Here is a 23,631-nt window from a genome sequence, read left to right as displayed (position 1 = left end):
GTATGACCAAAATCAAGAACATGGAAGAGTTCGCAGCCCTTAGCGGCATCTCGCGGCCCACGGTTTCGAAATATTTTCAGAACCCTGACAGCGTGCGCGCCACAACGCGGGCTCGCATCGAAGAAGCGTTGGAGCGGTTCGATTTTCGCCCGAATATGTATGCGGTGAACCAGAACCGGAAGCTGACCAAAAACATCGGCATCGTGGTGCCCTATCTGGCCGATCCGTTTTTTGCCGAGATTGCACGTTATCTGGAACAAAGCTGTATCGCGGCGGGGTATCGCCCATCGCTGTTCAGTTCGCACGGTGAACAAAAGCTGGAAAACGAAATTCTGGACGGTCTGCAAGCCATGAAACCCGCAGGTGTCCTTCTGGCCCCATTGGGGCGCACGTCCGACAGGTCCGCGATCGAGAAGTTCTGCGCCAAAGTGCCAACGGTACTGTTTGACAGCTATCTCGAAGGCTTGGGCGCGGCCTTTGTCGGGTCCGACAATTTCAGCTTTGTCTCGCAAACCGTCGAATACATGACCCGCACGGGCGAGCCGCCGTCTTTCTTCGAGATGCGCACACCCGCAAACCCGAACGCCAACAAAAGGCGCAAAGCCTATATCGACGTGATGGAACGCCTGGGGTTTGAGCCGCATATCATCAAGGTGGAGGGCAAAGGCTGGGCCTTTGAAGAGATCGGGCACAGGGGTGCTTTGAAGGTTCTGGCGGAACGTGGATTGCGGACAGACTCGGTGCTGTGCAGCAACGATCGCCTTGCGATTGGCTTTCTTGCTGCCTGCTATGAGCAGGGGATTCGCGTGGGCCGCAAAGAGGATTGCACCCTGCGCGTGGCCTCAAACGATGACCATCCTTTTGCAAAATTCACTTGCCCGTCTTTGACCACAGCGGCGCATGATTATGACAGCGTGGCCGTGCGCAGCGCAGAAACCCTGTTTGAACTTATTGAAAATGGAGGGAAATTTGATGAGCGAACCGAAACACTGTTTCCCGCCAGGCTTGTTCTAAGGGACTCTGCCTGACTTTCTATTTTTAACGCGCGTAAAGTTTTTATTGACGGCGCGATAATTTACGAACTACGCTCCCTGCACGACATCCAAGCTCAGGGAGGACAGGGATGTATCTGAGAAACGCACTTCGTGCGGCGACTGCGCTGACTTTCGTCGCCACGGCAGCAGCCCAAGCGCAAACGATCACCATCGCGACCGTGAACAACGGCGACATGATCCGGATGCAGGGCTATACGGACAATTTCACCGAGGCGACCGGCATTGACGTAGAGTGGGTCACGCTGGAAGAGAACGTGCTGCGCCAGCGCGTGACGACCGACATCACCACCAAGGGCGGTCAGTTCGACATCATGACCATCGGCATGTACGAAACCCCGATCTGGGGCGCCAACGACTGGCTGGTTCCGCTGGATGGCATGTCCGCCGAATATGACGTGGGGGATCTGCTACCCGCGATGGCCGGCGGCCTTAGCAACGATGGCACGCTTTATGCGGCACCGTTCTACGGCGAAAGCTCGATGATCATGTACCGCACCGATCTGATGGAAAAGGCCGGGATGGAGATGCCCGAGGCCCCCACATGGCAGTTCATTCGCGAAGCGGCGGCTGCGATGACCGACCGTGACAACGACATCAACGGTATCTGCCTGCGCGGCAAGGCCGGTTGGGGTGAGGGCGGTGCCTTTATCACCGTAACCGCAAACTCGTTCGGTGCGCGCTGGTTTGATGAGAACTGGAAACCGCAATTCGATCAGCCCGAATGGAAAGAGGCACTGACCTTTTTCGTCGACATGATGAACGAATCCGGTCCTGCCGGATACGCCACCAACGGGTTCAATGAAAACCTGTCGCTGTTCCAGCAGGGCAAATGCGGCATGTGGATCGACGCAACCGTTGCGGCATCCTTTGTGACAAACCCCGACGATTCCACTGTCGCGGACAAGGTCGGGTTTGCTCTGGCGCCGAATTCCGAAGGTGTCGACAAGCGTGCGAACTGGCTCTGGGCTTGGGCGCTGGCGATCCCGGCGGGTACCCAGCAGGAAGATGCGGCAAAGCAATTCATCGAATGGGCGACCTCGAAAGACTATATTGAGCTGGTGGCCGAAAACGAAGGCTGGGCCAATGTGCCTCCGGGTGCGCGGACGTCGCTTTATGACAACGACAACTACAAGGACATCCCTTTTGCGCAGATGACGCTCAAGTCGATCCTTGCGGCTGATCCGCAGAACTGCTGCGCCCAGCCGACGCCCTATACCGGCATCCAGTTCGTCGCGATCCCGGAATTTGCAGGCATCGCCACACAGGTGAGCCAGGAGTTCTCGGCTGTCTATGCCGGACAGCAGACCGTGGATGAAGCCCTTGCCAAGGCTCAGGCCTTCACCGCTGAAGAAATGGAAGCCGCAGGTTACTGAGGTCTTCTCCCCGCGGGTGGGCAGGCTTTGCCCCCCGCTTCACCCTTCCACAACTCGCGTTTTTCTCGCAGGCTGAGTTACGCCTGAACAGAGAGGGTTTGCGTAATGGCTACTCAACATTCCCGATCCGTTGCTCGCCTGATGATGGCACCCGCAGTGGTCCTGCTGCTTGGCTGGATGCTGGTGCCCCTGACGATGACGCTGTATTTTTCCTTCAAAAAGTACCTGCCTCTGCGTGGCGGGGACCTGGGCTGGGTCGGCTTCGACAACTATGTCCGTTTTGTCTCGTCCAGCTCGTTCTGGCCCGCGGTTCAGGCGACGCTGACAATCGTCGGCGGTGTCCTGATCATCACGGTGGTTCTTGGTATCCTGCTGGCGATGCTGCTGGATCAGCCGATGTGGGGCCAGGGAGTTGTCCGCATCCTTGTGATTGCGCCCTTCTTCGTGATGCCGACCGTATCGGCACTGGTCTGGAAGAACATGTTCATGGACCCGGTGAACGGCCTGCTGGCGCATCTTTGGCGCTTTTTCGGGGCCGAGCCGATCTCGTGGCTGTCCGAGGCGTCGATGACGTCGATCATCATGATCGTTTCGTGGCAGTGGCTACCCTTTGCGACCTTGATCCTGCTGACCGCGATCCAGTCCTTGGACAGCGAACAGCTGGAAGCCGCTGAAATGGACGGGGCCCCGGTTCTGAAACGGTTTTACTTCATCGTGCTGCCGCATCTCAGCCGTGCGATCACTATCGTGATCCTGATCCAGACGATCTTTCTGCTGTCGATCTTCGCCGAGATCTTCGTGACCACCGGCGGCGCATTCGGCACCCGTACACTCACCTACCTGATCTTCCAGCGCGTGCTGGAAAGCCAGAATGTCGGCCTTGGATCAGCCGGAGGTGTCTACGCCATCATCCTTGCCAATATCGTTGCGATCTTCCTGATGCGCATCGTCGGCAAGAACCTGGACGCGTGAGGAGGTAAGACCATGGCCCGCGCTGTCACAACCCGCCGTAAATCGCTGAACACTGCCCTGGCCTGGGCTGTTGGACTGCTGATCTTTTTCCCGATCCTCTGGACCATTCTGACCAGTTTCAAGACCGAGGCGCAGGCCATTGCCAGCCCGCCGCTGTTCCTGAACTTCAACTGGACGCTTGAGAATTATGCCGTCGTGCAAGAGCGATCCGACTATATGCGGTTCCTGTGGAACTCGGTCATCATCGCGGGTGGCTCGACCATACTTGGCGTGATCGTCGCGGTGCCCGCCGCCTGGGCGATGGCATTCGTGCCGTCCAAGCGCACCAAGGACATCCTGCTGTGGATGCTGTCCACCAAGATGCTGCCTGCGGTTGGCGTGCTTTACCCGATCTACCTGCTGTTCATTCGCCTTGGGTTGCTGGACACACGCGGAGGTCTGGTGGTCGTTCTGATGCTGATCAACCTGCCGATCATCGTCTGGATGCTCTACACCTATTTCCGCGAAATTCCGGGAGAGATTCTGGAAGCCGCGCGGATGGATGGGGCCACGTTGAAAGAGGAAATCCTCTATGTGCTGACGCCCATGGCCATTCCCGGCATCGCCTCGACCGTGCTGCTGAACTTCATCCTGGCCTGGAATGAGGCGTTCTGGACCCTCAACCTGACTGCCGTTGATGCGGCACCGCTGACCGCCTTTATCGCCAGCTATTCCAGCCCGGAAGGTTTGTTCTTTGCCAAGCTCAGTGCGGCCTCGACCATGGCGATTGCGCCAATCCTCATCCTCGGCTGGTTCAGCCAGAAACAACTTGTCCGCGGCCTGACCTTCGGCGCTGTGAAATAAGGAAGACACCTCATGGGACATATTCAACTCAAGTCCGTGACCAAAAGCTTCGGCGATGTGCAGGTCATTCCGCCGCTGGATCTGACCATCGAAGATGGCGAGTTCACCGTGTTCGTCGGCCCCTCGGGCTGTGGCAAATCCACCCTCTTGCGTCTGATTGCGGGGCTAGAGGATATCACAAGCGGCCATATCGAAATCGACGGCTCGGATGCCACCGACGTGCCGCCTGCAAAGCGCGGTCTGGCGATGGTGTTCCAATCCTATGCGCTTTACCCGCATATGTCGGTGCGCAAGAATATCGCCTTTCCACTGCGCATGGCCAAACTGGATCAGGCCGAAATCGACAAGCGTGTCGAAGGTGCCGCCAGTGTTCTGAACCTGAGTGATTATCTGGATCGCCGCCCGGGCCAGCTGTCCGGTGGTCAGCGTCAGCGCGTCGCCATCGGTCGCGCGATTGTCCGTGAACCTGCTGCCTTCCTGTTTGATGAACCGCTCTCGAACCTCGACGCCGCCCTGCGCGTGGGCATGCGGCTTGAGATCAGCGAGTTACACGAGCGTCTGGCGACAACGATGATCTATGTGACCCACGATCAGGTCGAGGCGATGACCATGGCCGACAAGATTGTGGTGCTGCAGGCCGGCGTGATTGAACAAGTCGGCAGCCCGCTCGAACTCTACCGCACGCCGCGCAACCTGTTTGTCGCAGGCTTCATCGGCTCGCCCAAGATGAACTTCATCGACGGGGAAGAGGCCGCAAAACACGGGGCCCACACCATTGGGGTGCGTCCCGAACACATCACGGTGTCAGAAACCGAAGGCCAGTGGTCCGGGGTTGTCAGCGTCTCGGAACATCTGGGTTCAGACACGTTTTTCCATGTGCATGAGACCGGATTGGCCGAGTCCATCACCGTGCGCGCAGATGGTGAGGTCGGGTTCCGCCACGGAGATCGCATCCATCTGACACCTCGGGCAGATGTGATCCATCGCTTTGACCAGACAGGCTTGCGAATCGAATGACGCGGCTGGCTGGCAAAACCACCCTGATCACCGGGGCCGCGCGCGGTATCGGGCTGGCCTTTGCCAAAGCCTATGTTGCCGAAGGCGCGCGCGTTGCGATTGCCGATATCGATGTCCAACGTGCGCAAGAGGCTGCGACCGAGATCGGTGAGGCTGCGCTGGCGATTGAGATGGACGTCACCCAGCAGTCCAGCATTGACGCAGCAATCGAAAAGACCGCCGCGCAGTTCGGCCCGATCGACATTCTGATCAACAACGCCGCCATCTTCACCGCCGCCCCGATCACCGAGATCGAGCGCGCCGACTATGCCCGCGTCTTTGATATCAACGTTGCTGGCGCATTGTTCACGATGCAGGCCGTCGCGCGCCACATGATCAAGCACGGCACCAAAGGACGTATCATCAACATGGCCTCGCAAGCCGGACGACGAGGCGAGCCTTTGGTCGCCGTTTACTGCGCCAGCAAGGCGGCAATCATCTCGCTGACCCAATCGGCCGGTCTGAACCTGATTTCTCACGGGATCAACGTGAATGCCATCGCGCCCGGCGTTGTCGATGGCGAACACTGGGACGGTGTCGATGCGTTCTTTGCAAAGCACGAAGGCAAACCCGCTGGTCAGAAGAAACGCGAAGTGGCCGCTGCCGTGCCGTATGGCCGGATGGGTCGCGCCGAGGATCTGACTGGCATGGCGGTGTTTCTGGCCTCGGATGAGGCAAAGTACATTGTGGCCCAGACCTACAATGTCGATGGCGGAAACTGGATGAGCTGATGAACCCTGTGGCCCACACAAACTATCCGGTTCCGCTGCGGCTCGATACGCTGGCCGATCTGCCATCGACCGTGGCTGTGCCGCGCTATGATCCCGATGAGCTGAAGCCCGGTATCGTGCATATCGGGCTGGGCAATTTTCACCGGGCGCATCAGGCCTGGTACCTTCACAAACTTATGCAAAATGGTTTGGCCCGGGATTGGGCAATCATTGGCGCCGGGGTGCGCGACTATGATGTCAACATGCGCGAACGGTTGCTGTCGCAGGATTGCCTGACCACATTGATCGAGCTGGATCCGAACGGGATGTCCGCCGAGGTGATTGGCCCGATGATCGGCTATTTGCCGATTGAGCAGGGCAACGCCGCATTGATCCGTCAAATGGCCGACCCGGGTATTCGGATCGTTTCGCTGACGGTGACAGAGGGCGGATATTTTCTTGACCCCAACAGTGGCGCGTTCAACGTCGATCACGAAGATATTCGCCACGACGCGGAAAACCCCGACCACCCGCGCACCGCTTTTGGCGCGATGGTCGCGGCCCTTCGGCAACGCCAGGCGAATGGGTTGGCGCCCTTTACCGCGCTCAGCTGTGACAACCTGCAGGGTAATGGGGCGATCTTGCGGGGATGCATTGTTGGATTGGCCCGGCTGTCTGACCCAGACCTGGCCGATTGGATCGATCAGAAGGGGGCATTCCCGAACTCGATGGTTGACTGCATCGTGCCTGCCACGAACGCTCAGGTTATTGCTCAATGCCAGGAATTGGGTGTGGAGGACCAGGCACCGGTCACGCACGAGAACTTTCGGCAATGGGTGATCGAGGATACCTTTTGCGCCGGACGGCCGCCGCTGGAACAGGTGGGCGTCACCCTGACCGATGATGTGCACAGCTTTGAAACGATGAAGCTGCGTATTCTGAACGGTGGTCATCAGGTGCTGGCCAATGTTGGTGAAATCCTGAACGTGCCCACGATCTCAGACTGCATGCGGGACGAGGACGTCTTGGCATTCTTCAGAAAGGTACAGGCGCAGGAAATTCTGCCCCATGTCAGCGCTGTCCCCGGTACATCCGCGACGGAGTATCTGGGCCTCGTCGAACGGCGGTTCTCCAACGCGGCCATCCATGACACCACCCGCAGGGTCGCCTTTGACGGGTCGTCCCGGCATCCTGCGTTCCTGCTGCCGTCACTGCGCGACGCGCTGGCCTCGGGCGGGGGGCTGAGCGGGCTGGCACTGGCCGAAGCGTTGTGGTGCCGAATGTGCGCAGGTCTGCGTGAGGACGGCTCAGAGATCGCTGCAAACGATCCGCTGTGGGAGGATTTGCAAAACACTGCTCGGGCAGCCCGGGAGACTCCAGCCCTATGGATCGGGCAGCAGCATTTCTATGGCGATTTCGGAGATGACAGTCGTTTTGCCGATGCCTTCACCGGCTGGTTGAACGTGATCTGGCGAAAGGGCAGCCGCGCTGCGATTGTTGACTATGTCGCGGCAACGGTTGCGGCCAATTCGACGATCTGAACGGTCCTGCGATTTACGCATCGCTTTGCGATCATTCCTTCAGATAGGTCCAGCGATAAGCTGGTGGGGTTGGGCCCTTGTTGCGGCCGCCTTGCTGCATTTGTTCCCACGCATGCGCTAGAATGCCGACCGAGCGGGACAGGCAAAACAGCCCGCGTGCCAAGGGTGGGGCAAACCCCAGCTCAGAATAGATCACAGCCGTCGCACCATCGATATTCATCGGAATAGGGCGGGACTTGCGTTTGGTCAGCTCGGCCTCGATCCCTTCGGCGATGTCCACGAATGCGCCGCTGCAAACCTGTTGGTCCACGGCCTCGCGCGTCAGTTCCATCAGCCGGGGGGCGCGGGGGTCGACGGGATGAAACCGGTGGCCAAACCCGGGGATCACTGGCCCATGATCGGCAATCCATTGATCCAGCCCGGCGGTCAGGCTGGGGGCTTTTGCAATGCGGTGATACAGTTCCACCGCCTGCTGGCCTGCGCCGCCATGCACATCGCCCAGCATGTTGATCCCGGTGGCCATGGCGTTGTTGAGCGGCAGGCCACAGGTCACGGCCATCCGGGCCGCAGCGATTGAGGGCGCTTGGGGGCCGTGATCGACTGCTGCAACCAACGCCGCCTCAAACAGACGCGCCTGCGCAGCGGAGGGCCTGTCCCCACGTACCATCAACCAGATCATCTGTGCAAAGCTGACATTGCCGATCAGCGTTTCGATCGGTTCGCTGCGCAGCTCGATCCGGCCGGGCTCCATGTCGATGATGCTGGTGCGCCACCAATCGGAAACATCGCTCATATCACGCCCTCTTGTTCCAGTTCCGCCAGCGCGTCCGGGTCCAGCCCCAACTCTCCCCAGATCGCGGCATTGTCAGCACCCAGCTCCGGCGGAGGCGTTGCTGGATGCGCACGCGTGTCGCCCATTATCACCGGGCTGCCGGCAAGGCGCAGCGTTTCGGTGGCGGTGTTCACCGCGCTGATCAGACCGCGCCCGGCGACCTGAGGATCATCCAACGCGTCCGGCACAGACAAGACAGGACCGGTGGGTACGCCTAGCGCGTTCAATTCACCTAACCAGTCGCTGGCCGGGCGCGTGCGCAGCACCTCCTCAAGCCGGGTGCGCAGGGCGATGCGGTTGCGTTTGCGGTCTTCACGGCTGCGGTAGTCGGGATGGTCCAACAGCTCGTGCAATTGCAGATGCTCGGCCAGTGCCTGCCATTGTTCATCGCGATTGGCGGAGATATTGATGGGCTGATCCGCCGTCTGGAATATGCCCGACGGGGCCGAGGTGGTGTTTTCATTGCCATGCGCACCGGGCGTCACGCCCCCAATCAGGTGGTTCGAGATGACCCAGCCCATGGTCGACAGCACAGCCTCGTTCATCGCCACATCCAACACAGCACCGCGAGGTGAGGCATTGAGGGCCGACGTGATGGCAAAGGCCGCGGTCATCCCGCCTACCGTGTCGGCCAAAGGATAGCCCACGCGATAGGGAGCGGTGTCCGCATCGCCGGTGATCGACATCACGCCACTGATGCCCTGCACGATCTGGTCATAGGCCGGATCGCCCCGCCGGGGGCCGGTCTGACCAAAGCCGCTGATGGCGCAGTAGATCAGCGCCGGGTTTTCAGCCCGCAGCACATCCGCGCCAAGACCCAGCCGCTGCATGACACCGGGGCGGAAGTTCTCGACCAGAACATCCGCCGTTTTGACCAGCTCTTTCAACAGCGCCTTGCCGCGTTCGGATTTCATGTCCAGCGTCACGGATTTCTTGCCCGCGTTCTGGGCCAGAAAGCTGACCCCCATTCCGGCGGCGTTGCGCGCCGGATCAGCCCCCAGAACCCGCGCCAGATCGCCAGAGCCGGGGCGTTCGACCTTGATCACCTCGGCCCCCATCAAGGCAAGCTGATAGCAGCAAAATGGCCCGGCCAGTACATTTGTCAGGTCAAGGACCCGAATACCGGCCAGAGGCTCAGTCGCCATCAGCGACACCTTCGGCGCGGGCCTTTGCACGGCGGGCGCGGTAGCTGGGCAGCAGCACCAGCGCCACCGCAATCAGCAGAAGGCCCAGCGTCATCGGCCGCTGCCAGATAAAGGCGATCCCGTCATAGAGCTGCATGGAACGGGCAAAGTTATCCTCAAGCATTCCGCCCAGGATGAACCCGATCAGCAGCGGCGCCAGCGGGTAGTCTGCAAACTTGAGCGCCGTGGCGCAGACCCCGAAGCCCACCAGCAAAAGCAGCTCGGTCGCGTTGTTCTGGCCGATATAGGCCCCCATGAGGGTAAAGAACAAAATGAACGGGATCAGATAGTTGCGCGGGATCGTCAGGATCTTGGCGATGTAAGGGATCAGCGGCAGGTTCAGGATCAGCAGCACGAGGTTGCCGATGAACATCGACATGATGACCGCCCAAAAGACCTGCGGTTCGTCCAGCATCAGCCGGGGGCCAGGTGTGACATTCAGGGCAATCAACGCGCCCAGCAGGATCGCGGTTGTTCCTGATCCGGGAATTCCTAGCGTCAGCAGCGGAACGAAAGACCCGGTACAGGCCGCGTTGTTTGCCGTTTCAGGCGCGGCAAGCCCTTTGATAGAGCCTCTTCCGAACTCTTCCTGTTCTTCCTTGGGGGCGATGTTGCGTTCGACCGCATAACCCAGAAAGCTGGCAATGGTCGCACCCGCACCCGGCAGAACGCCGATAAAGAAGCCCTGCACCGACTGGCGGCCAATGACCGGGGCGATACTGCGGGCCTCTTTCCCGGTGATGCGCAGATCTTTGATGTCGCCGCTGCCATCACCGCTCATATCGCGTTTCTTGAGGACCAGGAACAGGGCCTCGGGCAGGGCGAACATGGCCATGGCGAGGGTGATGAAACCAAAGCCCGATTGCAGGTCCATGACCCCCATCGTGAAGCGCGGCATGTTGAACAGCGCGCCTTCGCCCACGGTCGCCATGATCAGGCCCAGCACCGTCATCATCAGCGCCTTGGCAACTTGCCCAGACCCGGCAAAGGCTGCGATGGCCGAAAGGCCGACGACCATCAGGGCGAAATATTCGGCGGAGTGGAACAAAAGAGCGACCGAGGAAAGCGCAGGCGCAAAGACCATCAAAAGGATCGCACCGATTGTGCCGCCCGCAAAACTGGCGATGGCGGCAACGGTCAGCGCCTTGCCCGCCTTGCCTTGTCGCGCCATCGGGTAGCCGTCAAAGGAACTGGCCACTGTGCCCGCCACCCCCGGTGCATTCAACAGGATGGACGAGGTCGAGCCGCCGAAGATGGCCCCGTAATAGACGCCCGCCAGCAGGATCAGCGCCGCGGACGGGTCGCCCATCGAGATGGCGATGGGGATCATGATCGCGATGATCGACATCGGGCCAAGACCGGGCAGCATTCCGATGAATGTGCCGATCAGACAGCCCGCGATGACCATGGCGAGATTTTGAAAGGAAAAGGCCGTTTGCAGCCCGATCAGAAGTCCTTCGAGCATGTCAGCCTCCGTTGAAAAAGCCGGGCAGGGGGCGCAGGTAGATACCCAGCACCTGCTGGACCAGATACCAGACGACCCCGGTCGCGATCAGCGCGACGGGCACCATGATGTGCCACTTACGCTCGCCCAGTATGACTGAGCCAAGGATCAGGAATCCGGCGGTGGAAAAGATGAAACCCAGCGGGCGCAAACACAGCGCGTAAGCCACCATCAGTGCCAGCAGCAGCAGCGCTTGACCCAGGTGATAGTCGCCAAGGCGCCGATAATCGATGTCGCCGATCTTGGGCTCACCCTTTTCCAGCCCGAACAGGATGATAAGTGAGGTGAGGATGCCAAGCACCGACAACACTTTGGGAAAGGTCGAGGGCCAGATCGGGTTTCGCCGCATGAACGGTGCAAGTTGCCCATCCATGGTGAACCAGGCCGCGTAGCCATAGGCCAGACATATGCCCAGCAAGATAAGTGAAATCCAGCGGTCAAGCGCCATGTGTCCCCTCCCCTTTGTCATGAGGGGGCGGCGTACCGCCCCCAAAAGCTCAGCTTAAAGGAAGCCGAGCTTCTTCATCAGGTCGCCGATGGCCTGTTCCTGCTGTTCCAGGAAGGTGCGGAAGTCATCGCCATTGTTGTGGATGTTGACCCAACCGTTACGGGCCCGCACCTCTTCCCATTCGGGGGTGTCATACATCTTGGTCAGAGCTTCCTGGTACATGACCAGCTTGTCCTCGGGCAGGCCGGGGGCTGCAAAGAAACCGCGCCAGTTGACGAAGGTTGTGTCGATGCCCTGCTCTTTCATGGTCATCGCGTCACCAGCGGCGTCCACACGCTCCTCCGAGGTGATGCCGATGATCTTAACCTCGCCCGCATTGGCAAGGTCCACCGCTTCCGAAAGACCGGTGGACAGGGCCGCAATTTCACCCGAGAGCAGCGCGGCCATGGCTTTGCCGCCCGCATCATAAGGGATGTACTTGACGTTCAGCGCGTCTTTGCCGGCGGCTTCCATCACCATCGCCGCAACGAGGTGGTCCATGCCCCCGGGGACCGAGCCGCCGCCGATGGCTGTGCCGTTCGGATCCGCGTCATAAGCGGCCAGCAGGTCACCCATCGAATTGATCGGGCTGTCCTTGCCCACAACGATGGCGGCATAGTCACCGATGGTGCCCGCAACCAGAGTGAGGTCCCGGAAGTTCTGCGGGAACACGCCGGTCAGTGAACGGATCACGATGGGGGTCGAGTTCACCATCAGCGTGCCATGGTTGCTGTCGGCGTTTTCGATCAAAAAGCCGATCGCCTTGCCGCCGCCGCCACCGGACATGTTTTCATAAGATGCAGTGCCGACGATACCGGCATTGGTCAGTGCCTCGCCTGTGCCACGCGCGGTACCATCCCAGCCGCCGCCTGCGCCGCCGGGGATCAGAAAGTGGATGCTGTCGACCACCTGGTGGCCGTCAGCCAATGCCGGGCCGGTAAAGGCAAAAGCCGCAGCAGCGGCCAAAAGGGCACGACGGCCCAGTTCAAATGTCATGACGATTTCCTCCCATTTGACAACGGCCGCACTGGCCGCTCATGTCAAAGGCTAGGAAATGAACCTGACACAAAGCTGACATCAGGGCGTGGGAACCGGAAAGGGCCACAGGGGCATGCGATTTCTGCTGATCGAAGACACACCGGAACTGGCCGAGGCCGTTGTGGCCCGGCTGGGACTGGATGGTCATGTCGTCGATCATGCAGGGGATTTGCAGACGGCCTGGGATTTCATCGCGACAACCAGTTATGATTTGATTTTACTGGATATTATGCTGCCCGATGGGGACGGCCGCACGTTCCTGGCACGGCATCGGGACCAAAGCGGGCGCACGCCGGTGATCGTGCTGACCGCACGGTCCGAGGTGTCGGATCGCGTCGGTTTGCTGGATCTTGGCGCGGATGATTACATGGTCAAACCCATCGATTTTGCCGAGCTTGAGGCTCGGTGCCGCGCCGTTTTACGCCGCCGTGGCGGGGCCGCGCAGGAAGGCATCGCGCTTGGCGATGTGCGATTCGATTCGCGGTCAGGCACACTGGCCTTTGCCGGAAAATCGGCGCAACTGCGCAATCGCGAGCTGCGCTTGTTTGAGGTTTTCGCCAAATCTCCGGGGCAGATCCATTCGAAATCCGCACTGGTGGACCGGCTCTTTTCTTATGACGAAGACGTCTCGGAAAATGCCATCGAGGTTTATGTGGGGCGTCTGCGCCGTCACCTGAATGGCTCCAGCGTCAGGATCACCACGGTGCGCGGCCTTGGTTACAAACTGGAAACCGGATGAGTGCGCCAAGGGTTCAGGGCTCGATCCGTCGCCGCCTGCAACTGTCGCTGCTGGCCAGTGCGGCCCTGATGGCGCTGGTTGTGTATTTTCTGGTCCTTTCGGTGGCCCGGCAGGTGGCGCAGGAAAGCCAGGACAACGTGTTGGCGGCCTCGGCCCGGTCGATCCTGGACAGCGCGCGCTTTGTCGGCGGCCAGTTGAACGTTGATCTGCCCTATTCCGCGTTGTCGATGCTTGAGGGCGACGCCGATGAACGGGTTTTCTATGCCATCCGGCTGGGGGATGAGCTGCTGAGCGGTTACCCCGATCTTCCGGTGGCCGCGGTTGTGGAAACCGGAACGCCCAGTTTTCTGTCGACCGCGTTTCTGGGCGAGGATATTCGCGTGGCCAATATCGCGCGCGCCGTGTCCACGGATGTGGGGCAAGCTGTATTGCAGGTGGCCGTGGCCCAGACGCTGAACAGCCAAAAACAGACACTAACACAGATATCTCGCACCGCACTTGGGATCGGGGCGGGTGTCTTTGTGCTGTCGGCGCTGATCGCCGCAATCATTGCGCGCAGCACGATACGTCCGCTGGATCGTCTGGCCGGATCGGTCTCGCGCCGTGGCCCCAAGGACCTACGCCCGGTGCGCGCCCCGGTCCCGCGCGAGATGGGACCGCTTGTTGCATCGCTCAACACCTTGATGGGGCGCCTGAGCAGTTCTCTGACCCGGTCCGAGGATTTCATCGCCGAGGCCGCCCACCGGGTGCGCACGCCTCTGGCCATTGTACGCACCAAGGCCGAGATCATCGAACGTCAGGCCGCAGATGCGGACACGCGGGCGGCGGTTGGCGACATGATCCACGCCATTGATGACAGCTCACGCACCGCCAGCCAGCTTTTGGACCACGCGATGGTGACGTTCCGGCTGGATAATCTGGCCGCAGAACGCATTGACCTTGTGCGATTGGCGGAGGACACGGTTGACCGTCTGCGCCCGATTTCCGAACTGAAGGACATTGATCTGACCTGTGGCGCGCTCGACGCGGCAGAGGTTCATGGGGACCTGATCCTGATGCAGAACGCGCTGCACAATATTGTCGACAACGCGATCAAATATGCTCCGCGGGGGTCGCGGGTAGAAATCACCTGCAAGGCAAACCAGACGGGGGCCAACCTGCAGGTCAAGGATACTGGCCCCGGATTTGCACAAGGCGACACCCATCGGATGACCGAGCGTTTTACCCGCGGTGGCAATGCAGCGGGCGTGGTCGGCTCGGGGCTGGGGCTGACCATCGCGAAAGAGGTTGTCGAGGCCCATGGCGGTCAGTTGAATCTCACCAACTCAGCGGAGGGCGGGGCGTGCGTCACCTTACACTTTCCTCAATCCTGATTTGCCTCGCGGGCATCGCGTCGGCCTTTGAAGTCGAAGATCGTGCGTCTTTTGGTGAAGGCAGCCAAGAGCTGCGGATCATTTCCACCGCCGACATCGCATTCTTTCAGCCGATGATCACGTCATTCATCGCGACCCACCCGGATACGCGCGTCGATTACATCGTCGCCAGTTCAACCGAGGTGATGAAAGCCGTAGTTGATGAGAATGAGGCGTTCGATGTCGTCATCTCAAGCGCGATGGATTTGCAGACAAAGCTGGCCAATGACGGGTTGGCGGCCCAGCACAGCTCGGACGCGACGGAATTGCTGCCGGATTGGGCAAGCTGGAACGATATGCTGTTTGCCTTCACGCAAGAGCCCGCCGCGACCGTGATCTCTCGCGCTGGATTCAATGAACTGGACATCCCGGAAAACCGAAATGAGCTGATCAACCTGCTGCGGCAGAACACCGAACGCTTTGAGGGCAAGATCGGCACTTATGATGTGCGGTCGTCTGGGCTGGGCTATCTGTTTGCCACACAGGACGCCCGTGCCTCTGAGACCTATTGGCGCTTGACCGAGGTTATGGGGCGGCTGAATGCGCGGCTCTATTGTTGCTCATCCGATATGATCGATGCGGTTAAATCCGGCGAGCTACTGGTGGCCTATAACGTGCTTGGAAGCTATGCGGCCAACCAGCAGGAAAAAGAGATCCAGATCATCCTGCCTACCGATTTCACCACGGTGATGCAGCGTATCGCCTTGATCCCGCGCAATGCGCCTGAACCGGATTTGTCCCGGGAGTTTGTTGATCACCTGATCGAACAGTCCTTTGGCCTGAATCCTGCGCCGCTGATTTCGCTGGGTCTTGAAGAAGGCTGGATCGATGGCGCGCTGAATCGCATTCGCATCGGTCCGGGGCTTTTGGTCTTTCTGGACCAACTCAAACGCCGCGCGTTTCTGCTGGAATGGGAAAGTGCGATCCTGCAGGAATAGCTGCTGCAATCTCTTTGGTTAGGCTCTATTTTCACCGCAGTCTTTGCGCGATCAGCACCAAAGGTTCGGCACAGTGATCTTATTCTTTCTCGAAATACAGGATGACTTCGCCGATGCGTATTCCGAACCTTGAAACATAAGCGCGGTTCAACAGCCGGTCGTCGGACAACAGCCACATCCAGTCGTCAAAACTGACGCGCATGGTTCCGTCCTTGATTGGCAGATCGATCTTGTATGTCCAGTTGAACGTATCGCCCCGTTCGATGCCTTCTGCGGCTCCCAGAACACCCGGGGCGGTACCGGTCCAGGTGTCTTCGCCGGTTTTTGTCAGGGTCCAGATGCGCTGTTCGGTGGCGCCATCGTCATAGACAAAATCTTCGACCAGGGTCAGCGTCTCACCGTCCCATGTGCCGTTGATTTCGACCTCGAACCGACGGGGCACGTTGCCCAAAATGTCCTGGAACTGACCATAGGCCACGGTGCGGCCCTCAAAGAACTCCTCAAGGTTCAATTGGCGATCGGACAAGAAGGTCTTGGGCACATTTGGTTTGGCCGAACACGCAGCCAAAAGCGCCAGCCCAGCTATCGTGACCAAGCCAAAAAGGATGCGACGCGGCGTCATTGCAAAGGCCTCAGATTGGCCGAAGTATCACGCCCGTTGGCACCGTTCAGATTCATGGGCTTGGTTTCAGGCGCCGGGCGCATCGTGGCCACAAGTTCGGCCACCTTGATGCCGAACTTTCGCATCTCGGACCGGTTCATGATCACACCGTTTTCGGTCAGATACATCCAGTCGGTCACGTCCAGAGTATGCGCCCCCGCGTCCTGCGGCAGGATGATCCGATAGTTCAGCTTGACCGTCGCGCCCGAGATGACGCCTTTGCCTTCACCAACAATATCGTCAGCGGTTGCGATGAAGGTGTTGCCGGTGCCCATTGTCAGGTACCATTTGCGTGTCATCTGCTTGCCGTTGGAATAGGTGAAATACTCGGCCAGCGTGCCGGTATTTCCGTCCCATTCTCCGACCATGCGCGCGACAAAGCTGTTCGACATCTTGCCGTTCGGGCCATAGATCAGACCCTCGGACAGGATCTCTCCGTTCAGGTGCTTGTTCAGGGCAAAGTCCGGCCCCGTGCCGGAGTAGTCGGTCGGAGATTGCGACCGGAAGCTCAGGTAACGGCTTCGGCCCAGGATCAGCGCTAGAACGGCGACAAGGACAAGTGCGATGAGTGTCATTTGGCAGTAACCTCCGTCGGCAGTGTCAGAACCAGTCCGAACGCGCCGAGTTTGAGAATGCAGGGTAGGACGGCATAGGCGAGGTTCAGTGTTTGCAGCGCCTCGGCCGAGTTGGCTTGTCCGGGGACAAATCCGCTGCGTTCCAGCAGCGGCAGAGTGAAAAAGGCAGCCAGGGCGAGGCCCAGTTTGCCGGCAAAAGACCAGATGCCAAACGCAGCCGAGGCATTCAGCCCAGCGCGTGTCAGCGCCACGGAAAACATTGCGGGTAGAACCACCATATCGGCCCCGAGTGCGGCACCCGATGCGATACAAATGACGGCAAAACCTGCAAGGTTGCCTGCCGAAAGCGTTGCGGCTCCGATGAAGCCCAGAATGGCCAATGGCATCGCAATGATCAGAGTCTGTTTCGGCCCAATTCGGTTGCTAAGCCGCGCCCAAAGCGGAACGCTGGCCCCCGCGCTGAGGAAGAACAGGATCAACAACGGCCCTGCCTTGCCGGACAATTGCAGCCGGTCTTCAACAAAAAACAGAAACAGGGTTGAGGTGATGGCCACGGGCAGCGAATTCACCAGCGCCAGAACCAGCAGGCGTAGCGCTCCGGCCTGCCCAAGTGCCGCAAATGACAAACCCTGACCGGTGATCGGCGTGCGTCGCCAGATCGGAATCGTAAGTAATAGGGTCGAAACAGCGAGAATACCAAGAAACAGACCAAAGGCAGGATAGCCCTGTGCGCTCGCACCAAATGCGACGAACAAGGCGGGCGCGCTGGCGGCGATCACAACGCCTGCCAGCTGGCCGCCCTCGCGAAACGCAGCCAGCGTCATCAGCTCTTTCGCGCTGGCCTGTTTTGCAAGCGTCGCGCTGCGCCCATAGAGCAGGATCGTGCCGAGGCTATAGGCCGAAAACAGTAGGATCAGAATGGCGATCAGCGCAGCAAGACCAGCGCCCTCAGGCAGGCCGAACAACAGCGGAAAACCCACTGCCAGACCCAGTGCTGCCAGCGCCGCGAACAACAGCTGCTGCCCGGGCCAGCGGTCAATGGCCCAACCGATCAGTGGGTCCTGCACAAGATCCACAAGCCGGATCAGCAGCAGGACCGTGCCAATCACACCCAGCCCGATCCCCAGATTTACCGCCGCAAACCGCGGCAGGTGAATATAAAGCGGGATACCCGCCGCCGCGAGCATCAGCGCATAGAGGCTGACTCGCGGATACAGCATCACTGCCCTCGCAATTTCTGCGTAAACGCAGCAGAGCGCGTGTTGTCGCCCAAAAAGATCGACATGAAACTGCGGGTGATACCCGGGTATGACATCGTGCAGGTCTTGCGCCCGTTCAGCCAGAAATCGACCTTGTTTGGCCCTTCGGACACTGCCAGAAACCGGTCGCCCTTGGTGACGGCGTCAAAGCAGACCTCAAGCTGGTCGCGCACCGGGGCTGCGCGTCCGATGCGCGTCATCTCGTCCAGAGTGGAGTTGATCAGCGCCTTTTTGGTCACGTTGCGGCGGTATTGCAGCTCTAACCCGAAATCCTGCCCCCAGTTCAGCGGCGCGCCGTCCTGCGTGAACAGTTGCGCGTCATAAAGAGGAAGGCCCAGATACCGATAGGTGGCGGTGCCGCGCAGTTCGGCATCGCTCAGTTTTCCTGAAATGTCCGATGCCGTCAGCCCCATACCGGGGACCAGCAGCGCAAGCGTCACTGCAGCAGTCAGCCTAAGCCGACGCGGGTAGGGCTGCGTCTTCGTCAAGAATGGCATGGTCAGCTCCGTCAATATGCGGGACGCCGTTCAGCAGGTCGACAACATGCATCGCGCTGGCGATCCCGTCTTCGTGAAACCCGTGCCGGTTATATGCGCCGGCAAACCAGGTGCGGTTCTGTCCCTGCATCTCGCGGATTTGCCCTTGTGCGCGCAGGGCGGCTTTGTCGAACACCGGATGGGCAAATTCGACCTTGTCATAGATTTTATCCGAGGGAATATCTGATGATGCGTTCAGCGACACGAACAGCGGATCGCTGTCGGGAATGTTCTGAAGGCGGTTCATCCAATAGGTGACCCCAACGTCGCCCTCTTGCGAACGATAGGTCCAACTGGACCAGCACGCCCGGCGGCGTGGCATTTGCGAAGGGTCGCAATGAAGAATGGCGGTGTTGGGCTGATATCGGATCGCGCCCAGCGCATCACGCTCGGCCTGGGATGCGTTTTCGCCCAGAATGGCCAGCGATTGGTCGGAATGCGTGGCCAGAATGATCTCATCATACAGATCCGATTGGCCCTGGGCGCTGATCGTCACGCCAACCGCATCGCGTTCCACGGATTGCACCGGCGCGGCCAGCCGAATGTCAGCGCCACGCGCCCGCAGCGCCGCCTCGATCCGGCGCACATATTCGATGCTGCCACCTTTGACCGTATACCATTGATGCTGGTTGGCGCGTCCGCTGGCCAACAGCGCATGGTTGCGGAAAAACTGCACCAGCGAGCGGGCGGGGAACTGATCCACGAACTCAACCGGCGTTGACCAGATCGCGCCGCACATGGGCATCAGGTAATTGTGGCGGAACCAGTATCCCAGGCGCAGCTGGTCAACCAGTTCGCCGATTGTTGTGTCATCGTCCTGCGCGGCCTCGGGCGCCTCTTTGCCGAAGCGAAGGATGTCGGCGATCATCTTGTAATAGGCCGGGCGCGCCAGGTTGCGCTTTTGCGCGGTCAGGGTGCGCAGGTTGTTCAGCCCGTATTCGATGCGCCCGTTGTCGATGGTTGCACCAAAGCTCATCTCGGATTCCGTGACGGGCACGTTCAGTTCATCAAACAGCTTCGTCAGATACGGGTAGGTCACATAATTGAAGACGATAAAGCCGGTATCGACCGGCTGATCCCCGTTCTTGCCTGCCATGACTGTGCGGGCGTGACCACCAAGCCGAGGTTCAGCTTCATACAAGGTCACGTCGTTGTTTTCTGACAGATAGTAAGCGGCGGAGAGACCCGAAATGCCTGCACCCACGATTGCGATTTTTTTCCGAGCACCCCGGGATTCGTCGAACATTCCAGCCTCGTTAAGTAACGTTTTACAACAAGATACGCAGGATAAGGTGGGGTGGATCAATCAGATTAGAAGATTTTGTCAGGTGCACTATATTGTGACCTTGGGTTACAGTCTCCGATCCCGTCGCGTTCGGTTGATCCAGCGCAGTCATATGGCCGTAAAAACCCTTGAACCTAACTGACACGGCCGATGCATGAGCAGCTTTGACGGAAAAACCTACTGGATCATTGGCGCCAGCGAAGGGCTGGGCCGTGCGCTGTCAGAGGCCCTGGCCCGTCAGGGCGCGCATCTGATCCTGTCCGCGCGCAACGCCGACCGTCTGGCCGAAATCTGTGCCGCGCTGCCAAATGCCCGGGCCGTGCCATGTGATGTCACCGATCTGGCATCCGTGCGCCATGCGGTGGCCGAGGTCGGGTCCGTTGACGGGCTGGTCTACAACGCCGGGGCCTACGATCCGATGCGCGCGGCCGAGTGGGATACCGAGGCTGCGCTGCGGATGAGTGACGTGAACTATCAGGGTGCCTTGCGCATTCTGGGGGAAACCGTTCCCGGATTTGTCACCGCCGGTAAGGGTGAGATCACTTTGATCGGATCACTGGCGGGCTATCACGGGTTGCCGGCGGCAATCGGCTATGCCTCCAGCAAGGCGGCGCTGGTCTCACTGGCCGAGACAATGCGCCATGATCTGGCCGGAACGGGCGTGACCGTGCGGATCGTCAACCCGGGCTTTATCAAAACCCGCCTGACCGAGAAGAACAGTTTCAAGATGCCCATGCTGATGACGCCCGAGGATGCGGCGGATCGCGTGGTCAAGGCGATGGCGCGTCGTCGGTTCCGCACGGATTTTCCCGCTCCGTTTTCCTGGGTGATCCGGTTGATCGATTACCTGCCGGACCTGCTGGTGTATCGCGGCAAATAGAGCCTAATCTGGGCCATTGACCGAACTGTCCCATTTCCGCTCTGGTCTAAGCGACCGGTATTTCACGCTTAGCCGCAGGTCAGCCGCTCAATAGTGCCGACTTCGTTCACATAGACGTTCAGTCGGTCAATTCGGTAGTCCTGCGTGGCGATGTCATCGGGGCCCAGAACACGGGACCGCTCGGGCAGATCGAACTGAATGGTGGAAACTGGCTGGCCAATGGAATTGGCAAAGGGCTCACCCTTGCAAAAGGCCAGATCAACCGGCGCGATCTCGGGCGTCGGGGGAATGTCTTGGGGAATATTTGTGTCTGCACAGGCCGCCAGCAGGGTCAGGATCGGTAGAAACCGGAGCATTGGCGTTCCTCCTTCTGGCAATGTCGTTTCTGCAAAATCAAAGAATTAGGTTAGGTGTCATGAAAGCACAGTTGAAAACGCTCTGCAATTGACGCAGGGTCGAGGCAAGTGAAGACAGGGAGATAAGCACCATGCGTACCCGTGCCGCCGTCGCCGTTCAGGCGGGCAAACCTTTGGAAGTGATGGATGTGAACCTCGAAGGCCCCAAGGCGGGTGAGGTTCTGGTGGAAATCAAGGCAACCGGCATTTGCCATACCGATGAATTCACCCTGTCGGGTGCCGACCCCGAAGGCCTGTTTCCGGCCATTCTGGGCCACGAAGGCGCGGGCGTTGTGGTTGAGGTCGGTCCGGGCGTGACCAGCCTGAAACCGGGCGATCACGTGATTCCGCTCTACACCCCCGAATGCCGTGAGTGTGAGTACTGTCTGCACCCGAAAACCAACCTGTGTCAGGCGATCCGCGAAACGCAAGGTCAGGGCCTGATGCCCGACGGCACGTCGCGGTTCTCGACCCTAGATGGTGACCCGATCCTGCACTACATGGGATGCTCGACCTTTTCGAACCACACCGTCCTGCCCGAAATTGCGCTGGCCAAAGTGCGTGAGGACGCACCCTTCGACAAGATCTGCTATATCGGCTGCGGCGTGACCACCGGCATCGGCGCGGTGATCAACACCGCCAAGGTCGAAATTGGCAGCCGTGCCATCGTATTCGGTCTGGGCGGTATCGGCCTGAACGTCATTCAGGGTCTGCGCCTGGCCGGGGCCGATCAGATCGTTGGTGTCGACCTGAACCCTTCAAAGGTCGAGATGGCCACCAAATTCGGCATGACAGATTTCGTGAACCCCAAAGAGGTCGAAGGCGATCTGGTTCCCTATCTTGTCAACCTGACCAAAGGCGGTGCGGACTACACCTTTGACGCCACCGGCAATGTCGGTGTCATGCGCGACGCGCTGGAATCGGCCCATAAGGGCTGGGGTGAATCGATCATCATCGGCGTGGCCCCTGCGGGTGCCGAAATCTCAACCCGTCCGTTCCAGCTGGTCACGGGCCGTTCGTGGCGCGGCACCGCCTTTGGTGGCGCGCGAGGTCGGACCGACGTGCCCAAGATCGTCGACTGGTACATGGAAGGAAAGATCGAGATCGATCCGATGATCACCCACACCATGCGCCTGAACGACATCAACCACGGCTTTGACCTGATGCACAAAGGCGAAAGCATCCGCTCGGTGGTGGTGTACTAAGGTCGTTCAAACACCAAGTTGCAATGAAAAATAGGTCGGTGTGCTGCAGAGCGCACCGATTTTACTTTTCTGCGTTCGTATTCCTGTTTGGTCGCGCGGAGGCACCGGTATCTGTGCGGGGTGAGCGCACGCGCAGAACCGGTTTGTTTGGAGAAACATCTGCCCGGCTTTCCCGCCAGACGACAAAGACACCGGACGCGATGATGATGCCTGCGCCCAGCGCGACCCAACCATCCGGGTGTTCTCCGAAGAATACCATGCCGAAGATCGTGGCCCAGATGATCTGGCTGTACTGGCTGGGGGCAATGACCCCCGCCGGAGCGGCACGGTAGGCCAGGATGATGAGGTGCTGCGCGATGACGGAAAACAAGCCGACCAGCGCCATCATCGCCAGATGCAGCAGCGAGGGTGCCTGGTAGACGGCGGGTTGCATCAGGCTCATGACCAGGATGGCCAATAGCATCGGGTACAGGATCAGGACGGCCGATCGTTCCTCGTTCCCGATCTTGCGCACCAGAACAGAGCCAAACGCGCTGCAAAACGCAGCGGTCAGCGCCGCCAGATGGCCCAGTGTGATATCTGTCGTGCCGGGGCGCAGGACGATCAGAACGCCGATCAGGCCGACCCCGACAGCGGCCCAGCGCTGGGCGCGCACGACCTCACCCAACAGCGGGATCGACAGGACCGTGACGATCAGGGGGAAGGAAAACAGAAGCGAATAAACCTCGGCCAGGGGCAGAACGGAAAACGCATAAAACGCACAAGACATGGCCGTAACCACCAGCCCCGAACGCAACAGAACCAGCCATGGGTGATGCGGCCGGAAATTGCTGGGCGTACGGTCGGCCAGCATCGAGACCGCCATGGGCACAAAGGAAAACAGTGTGGCGAAAAAGATGATCTGCAGCACGGAATAGGTGCCGCCCAGCACTTTGATCAGCGCATCATGGCTGGCGAAGACGGCAAAGCCCAAAAACGCAAAGCCGAGTCCCTTGACGGTGGTGTTCTGAGTGCTCATCGCTGCGGCCTCGGGTGATGTATCGCTGTGGTGGCATTGCGCCGTGGCAGCACGGGGTTGACCTCGGCTGACGTGCCTTTGAGTAAACCCATTTTGTCAGGGCGCATAGCCCCTATTTTACCGCTAACATCGC

At 59.7% G+C, this 23,631-nt stretch carries 24 protein-coding genes; 12 read left to right on the top strand and 12 right to left on the bottom strand.

Features of this window, described 5'->3' with window-relative positions; translation table 11 throughout:
* Positions 1 to 2 precede the first annotated feature (2 nt).
* The 7 genes from ACR0AG_RS14800 (at position 3) to ACR0AG_RS14770 (ending at position 7,550) form a co-directional block, all read left to right on the top strand.
* Positions 3 to 1,028, top strand: coding sequence for a LacI family DNA-binding transcriptional regulator (locus ACR0AG_RS14800; RefSeq protein ID WP_480840231.1), 1,026 nt, complete (start codon positions 3 to 5; stop codon positions 1,026 to 1,028).
* 95 nt (positions 1,029 to 1,123) lie between these two features.
* Positions 1,124 to 2,428, top strand: a complete 1,305-nt coding sequence (locus ACR0AG_RS14795; protein WP_480840229.1) for an ABC transporter substrate-binding protein — start codon at positions 1,124 to 1,126, stop codon at positions 2,426 to 2,428.
* A 105-nt stretch (positions 2,429 to 2,533) separates the two neighbouring features.
* Positions 2,534 to 3,400, top strand: a complete 867-nt coding sequence (locus tag ACR0AG_RS14790) for a carbohydrate ABC transporter permease (protein WP_480840227.1) — start codon at positions 2,534 to 2,536, stop codon at positions 3,398 to 3,400.
* Between the two features lie 12 nt (positions 3,401 to 3,412).
* Positions 3,413 to 4,243, top strand: coding sequence for a carbohydrate ABC transporter permease (locus ACR0AG_RS14785; protein ID WP_480840225.1), 831 nt, complete (start codon positions 3,413 to 3,415; stop codon positions 4,241 to 4,243).
* A gap of 12 nt (positions 4,244 to 4,255) precedes the next feature.
* A complete protein-coding gene (locus ACR0AG_RS14780; protein ID WP_480840223.1) occupies positions 4,256 to 5,260 on the top strand; it encodes an ABC transporter ATP-binding protein in 1,005 nt (334 codons plus the stop codon).
* Positions 5,257 to 6,030: an L-iditol 2-dehydrogenase gene (locus ACR0AG_RS14775; RefSeq protein ID WP_480840221.1), complete on the top strand. Its 774-nt coding sequence runs from the start codon at positions 5,257 to 5,259 to the stop codon at positions 6,028 to 6,030. Before ACR0AG_RS14780 ends, ACR0AG_RS14775 begins: the two co-directional genes overlap by 4 nt.
* A complete protein-coding gene (locus tag ACR0AG_RS14770; RefSeq protein ID WP_480840219.1) occupies positions 6,030 to 7,550 on the top strand; it encodes a mannitol dehydrogenase family protein in 1,521 nt (506 codons plus the stop codon). The genes ACR0AG_RS14775 and ACR0AG_RS14770 overlap by 1 nt, the downstream gene beginning before the upstream one ends.
* A gap of 31 nt (positions 7,551 to 7,581) precedes the next feature.
* On the opposite strand, the gene ACR0AG_RS14765 is transcribed toward ACR0AG_RS14770, so the two are convergent.
* Genes ACR0AG_RS14765 through ACR0AG_RS14745 form a run of 5 tightly spaced genes read right to left on the bottom strand, consistent with a single transcriptional unit; the run spans position 7,582 to position 12,553 of the window.
* Positions 7,582 to 8,343, bottom strand: a complete 762-nt coding sequence (locus ACR0AG_RS14765; RefSeq protein ID WP_480840217.1) for a citryl-CoA lyase — start codon at positions 8,341 to 8,343, stop codon at positions 7,582 to 7,584.
* Complete coding sequence (locus ACR0AG_RS14760; RefSeq protein ID WP_480840215.1) at positions 8,340 to 9,527, bottom strand: CaiB/BaiF CoA transferase family protein; 1,188 nt, start codon at positions 9,525 to 9,527, stop codon at positions 8,340 to 8,342. Before ACR0AG_RS14760 ends, ACR0AG_RS14765 begins: the two co-directional genes overlap by 4 nt.
* Entirely contained in the window at positions 9,517 to 11,031 is a 1,515-nt protein-coding gene (locus tag ACR0AG_RS14755; RefSeq protein ID WP_480840213.1) for a tripartite tricarboxylate transporter permease, read from the bottom strand. Before ACR0AG_RS14755 ends, ACR0AG_RS14760 begins: the two co-directional genes overlap by 11 nt.
* A gap of 1 nt (position 11,032) precedes the next feature.
* Positions 11,033 to 11,518 carry a tripartite tricarboxylate transporter TctB family protein gene (locus tag ACR0AG_RS14750; protein WP_480840211.1) on the bottom strand — a complete coding sequence of 162 codons (486 nt, stop codon included), beginning with the start codon at positions 11,516 to 11,518 and terminating at the stop codon, positions 11,033 to 11,035.
* Positions 11,519 to 11,572: 54 nt separating this feature from the next.
* A complete protein-coding gene (locus ACR0AG_RS14745; protein WP_480840209.1) occupies positions 11,573 to 12,553 on the bottom strand; it encodes a tripartite tricarboxylate transporter substrate binding protein in 981 nt (326 codons plus the stop codon).
* 115 nt (positions 12,554 to 12,668) lie between these two features.
* Here ACR0AG_RS14745 and ACR0AG_RS14740 point away from each other — a divergent pair, with 115 nt between their 5' ends.
* From ACR0AG_RS14740 to ACR0AG_RS14730, 3 genes are read left to right on the top strand one after another with little or no spacing between them, the layout of a single operon-like run.
* The gene (locus ACR0AG_RS14740; RefSeq protein ID WP_480840207.1) at positions 12,669 to 13,334 is read left to right on the top strand and encodes a response regulator transcription factor; all 666 of its coding nucleotides are present in this window, start codon (positions 12,669 to 12,671) and stop codon (positions 13,332 to 13,334) included.
* Positions 13,331 to 14,707 (top strand): sensor histidine kinase, encoded by a 1,377-nt coding sequence (locus ACR0AG_RS14735; RefSeq protein ID WP_480840205.1) that lies wholly within the window; start codon positions 13,331 to 13,333, stop codon positions 14,705 to 14,707. Before ACR0AG_RS14740 ends, ACR0AG_RS14735 begins: the two co-directional genes overlap by 4 nt.
* Entirely contained in the window at positions 14,677 to 15,684 is a 1,008-nt protein-coding gene (locus tag ACR0AG_RS14730) for an ABC transporter substrate-binding protein (protein WP_480840203.1), read from the top strand. The genes ACR0AG_RS14735 and ACR0AG_RS14730 overlap by 31 nt, the downstream gene beginning before the upstream one ends.
* 79 nt (positions 15,685 to 15,763) lie before the next feature.
* Here the strand turns inward: ACR0AG_RS14730 and ACR0AG_RS14725 are convergent, their stop codons facing one another.
* Genes ACR0AG_RS14725 through ACR0AG_RS14705 form a run of 5 tightly spaced genes read right to left on the bottom strand, consistent with a single transcriptional unit; the run spans position 15,764 to position 19,961 of the window.
* Positions 15,764 to 16,306, bottom strand: coding sequence for a DUF3833 domain-containing protein (locus ACR0AG_RS14725; RefSeq protein ID WP_480840201.1), 543 nt, complete (start codon positions 16,304 to 16,306; stop codon positions 15,764 to 15,766).
* The gene (locus ACR0AG_RS14720; RefSeq protein ID WP_480840199.1) at positions 16,303 to 16,920 is read right to left on the bottom strand and encodes a DUF3833 domain-containing protein; all 618 of its coding nucleotides are present in this window, start codon (positions 16,918 to 16,920) and stop codon (positions 16,303 to 16,305) included. The genes ACR0AG_RS14725 and ACR0AG_RS14720 overlap by 4 nt, the downstream gene beginning before the upstream one ends.
* A complete protein-coding gene (locus tag ACR0AG_RS14715) occupies positions 16,917 to 18,140 on the bottom strand; it encodes an MFS transporter (protein ID WP_480840197.1) in 1,224 nt (407 codons plus the stop codon). Before ACR0AG_RS14715 ends, ACR0AG_RS14720 begins: the two co-directional genes overlap by 4 nt.
* On the bottom strand, positions 18,140 to 18,676 hold the full coding sequence (locus ACR0AG_RS14710; RefSeq protein ID WP_480840194.1) for a hypothetical protein: 537 nt from the start codon (positions 18,674 to 18,676) through the stop codon (positions 18,140 to 18,142). The genes ACR0AG_RS14715 and ACR0AG_RS14710 overlap by 1 nt, the downstream gene beginning before the upstream one ends.
* Entirely contained in the window at positions 18,633 to 19,961 is a 1,329-nt protein-coding gene (locus ACR0AG_RS14705) for an NAD(P)/FAD-dependent oxidoreductase (protein ID WP_480840192.1), read from the bottom strand. The genes ACR0AG_RS14710 and ACR0AG_RS14705 overlap by 44 nt, the downstream gene beginning before the upstream one ends.
* Positions 19,962 to 20,154: 193 nt before the next feature.
* Here ACR0AG_RS14705 and ACR0AG_RS14700 point away from each other — a divergent pair, with 193 nt between their 5' ends.
* Positions 20,155 to 20,880: an SDR family NAD(P)-dependent oxidoreductase gene (locus tag ACR0AG_RS14700; RefSeq protein WP_480840190.1), complete on the top strand. Its 726-nt coding sequence runs from the start codon at positions 20,155 to 20,157 to the stop codon at positions 20,878 to 20,880.
* Between the two features lie 68 nt (positions 20,881 to 20,948).
* Here ACR0AG_RS14700 and ACR0AG_RS14695 read toward each other — a convergent pair whose 3' ends face one another.
* Positions 20,949 to 21,236 carry an I78 family peptidase inhibitor gene (locus ACR0AG_RS14695; protein ID WP_480840188.1) on the bottom strand — a complete coding sequence of 96 codons (288 nt, stop codon included), beginning with the start codon at positions 21,234 to 21,236 and terminating at the stop codon, positions 20,949 to 20,951.
* A 131-nt stretch (positions 21,237 to 21,367) separates the two neighbouring features.
* On the opposite strand from ACR0AG_RS14695, the gene ACR0AG_RS14690 reads away from it, so the two are divergent.
* Entirely contained in the window at positions 21,368 to 22,480 is a 1,113-nt protein-coding gene (locus ACR0AG_RS14690) for an S-(hydroxymethyl)glutathione dehydrogenase/class III alcohol dehydrogenase (protein WP_480840186.1), read from the top strand.
* 61 nt (positions 22,481 to 22,541) lie between these two features.
* On the opposite strand, the gene ACR0AG_RS14685 is transcribed toward ACR0AG_RS14690, so the two are convergent.
* A complete protein-coding gene (locus ACR0AG_RS14685) occupies positions 22,542 to 23,498 on the bottom strand; it encodes a DMT family transporter (RefSeq protein ID WP_480840184.1) in 957 nt (318 codons plus the stop codon).
* Positions 23,499 to 23,631 lie beyond the last annotated feature (133 nt).

Source organism: Ruegeria sp. H6, from assembly GCF_056532975.1.
This window is presented reverse-complemented; position numbering and strand designations above follow the sequence as displayed.

Bases quoted from the DNA above. Each gene is read 5' to 3' on its own strand.
- ACR0AG_RS14685 (WP_480840184.1), bottom strand. From the start codon at position 23,498: ATGAGCACTCAGAACACCACCGTCAAGGGACTCGGCTTTGCGTTTTTG.
- ACR0AG_RS14760 (WP_480840215.1), bottom strand. From the start codon at position 9,527: ATGGCGACTGAGCCTCTGGCCGGTATTCGGGTCCTTGACCTGACAAAT.
- ACR0AG_RS14755 (WP_480840213.1), bottom strand. From the start codon at position 11,031: ATGCTCGAAGGACTTCTGATCGGGCTGCAAACGGCCTTTTCCTTTCAA.
- ACR0AG_RS14795 (WP_480840229.1), top strand. From the start codon at position 1,124: ATGTATCTGAGAAACGCACTTCGTGCGGCGACTGCGCTGACTTTCGTC.
- ACR0AG_RS14725 (WP_480840201.1), bottom strand. From the start codon at position 16,306: ATGACGCCGCGTCGCATCCTTTTTGGCTTGGTCACGATAGCTGGGCTG.
- ACR0AG_RS14715 (WP_480840197.1), bottom strand. From the start codon at position 18,140: ATGCTGTATCCGCGAGTCAGCCTCTATGCGCTGATGCTCGCGGCGGCG.
- ACR0AG_RS14735 (WP_480840205.1), top strand. From the start codon at position 13,331: ATGAGTGCGCCAAGGGTTCAGGGCTCGATCCGTCGCCGCCTGCAACTG.
- ACR0AG_RS14770 (WP_480840219.1), top strand. From the start codon at position 6,030: ATGAACCCTGTGGCCCACACAAACTATCCGGTTCCGCTGCGGCTCGAT.
- ACR0AG_RS14700 (WP_480840190.1), top strand. From the start codon at position 20,155: ATGAGCAGCTTTGACGGAAAAACCTACTGGATCATTGGCGCCAGCGAA.
- ACR0AG_RS14800 (WP_480840231.1), top strand. From the start codon at position 3: ATGACCAAAATCAAGAACATGGAAGAGTTCGCAGCCCTTAGCGGCATC.
- ACR0AG_RS14690 (WP_480840186.1), top strand. From the start codon at position 21,368: ATGCGTACCCGTGCCGCCGTCGCCGTTCAGGCGGGCAAACCTTTGGAA.
- ACR0AG_RS14705 (WP_480840192.1), bottom strand. From the start codon at position 19,961: ATGTTCGACGAATCCCGGGGTGCTCGGAAAAAAATCGCAATCGTGGGT.
- ACR0AG_RS14710 (WP_480840194.1), bottom strand. From the start codon at position 18,676: ATGCCATTCTTGACGAAGACGCAGCCCTACCCGCGTCGGCTTAGGCTG.
- ACR0AG_RS14775 (WP_480840221.1), top strand. From the start codon at position 5,257: ATGACGCGGCTGGCTGGCAAAACCACCCTGATCACCGGGGCCGCGCGC.
- ACR0AG_RS14750 (WP_480840211.1), bottom strand. From the start codon at position 11,518: ATGGCGCTTGACCGCTGGATTTCACTTATCTTGCTGGGCATATGTCTG.
- ACR0AG_RS14720 (WP_480840199.1), bottom strand. From the start codon at position 16,920: ATGACACTCATCGCACTTGTCCTTGTCGCCGTTCTAGCGCTGATCCTG.
- ACR0AG_RS14740 (WP_480840207.1), top strand. From the start codon at position 12,669: ATGCGATTTCTGCTGATCGAAGACACACCGGAACTGGCCGAGGCCGTT.
- ACR0AG_RS14785 (WP_480840225.1), top strand. From the start codon at position 3,413: ATGGCCCGCGCTGTCACAACCCGCCGTAAATCGCTGAACACTGCCCTG.
- ACR0AG_RS14790 (WP_480840227.1), top strand. From the start codon at position 2,534: ATGGCTACTCAACATTCCCGATCCGTTGCTCGCCTGATGATGGCACCC.
- ACR0AG_RS14780 (WP_480840223.1), top strand. From the start codon at position 4,256: ATGGGACATATTCAACTCAAGTCCGTGACCAAAAGCTTCGGCGATGTG.
- ACR0AG_RS14695 (WP_480840188.1), bottom strand. From the start codon at position 21,236: ATGCTCCGGTTTCTACCGATCCTGACCCTGCTGGCGGCCTGTGCAGAC.
- ACR0AG_RS14765 (WP_480840217.1), bottom strand. From the start codon at position 8,343: ATGAGCGATGTTTCCGATTGGTGGCGCACCAGCATCATCGACATGGAG.
- ACR0AG_RS14745 (WP_480840209.1), bottom strand. From the start codon at position 12,553: ATGACATTTGAACTGGGCCGTCGTGCCCTTTTGGCCGCTGCTGCGGCT.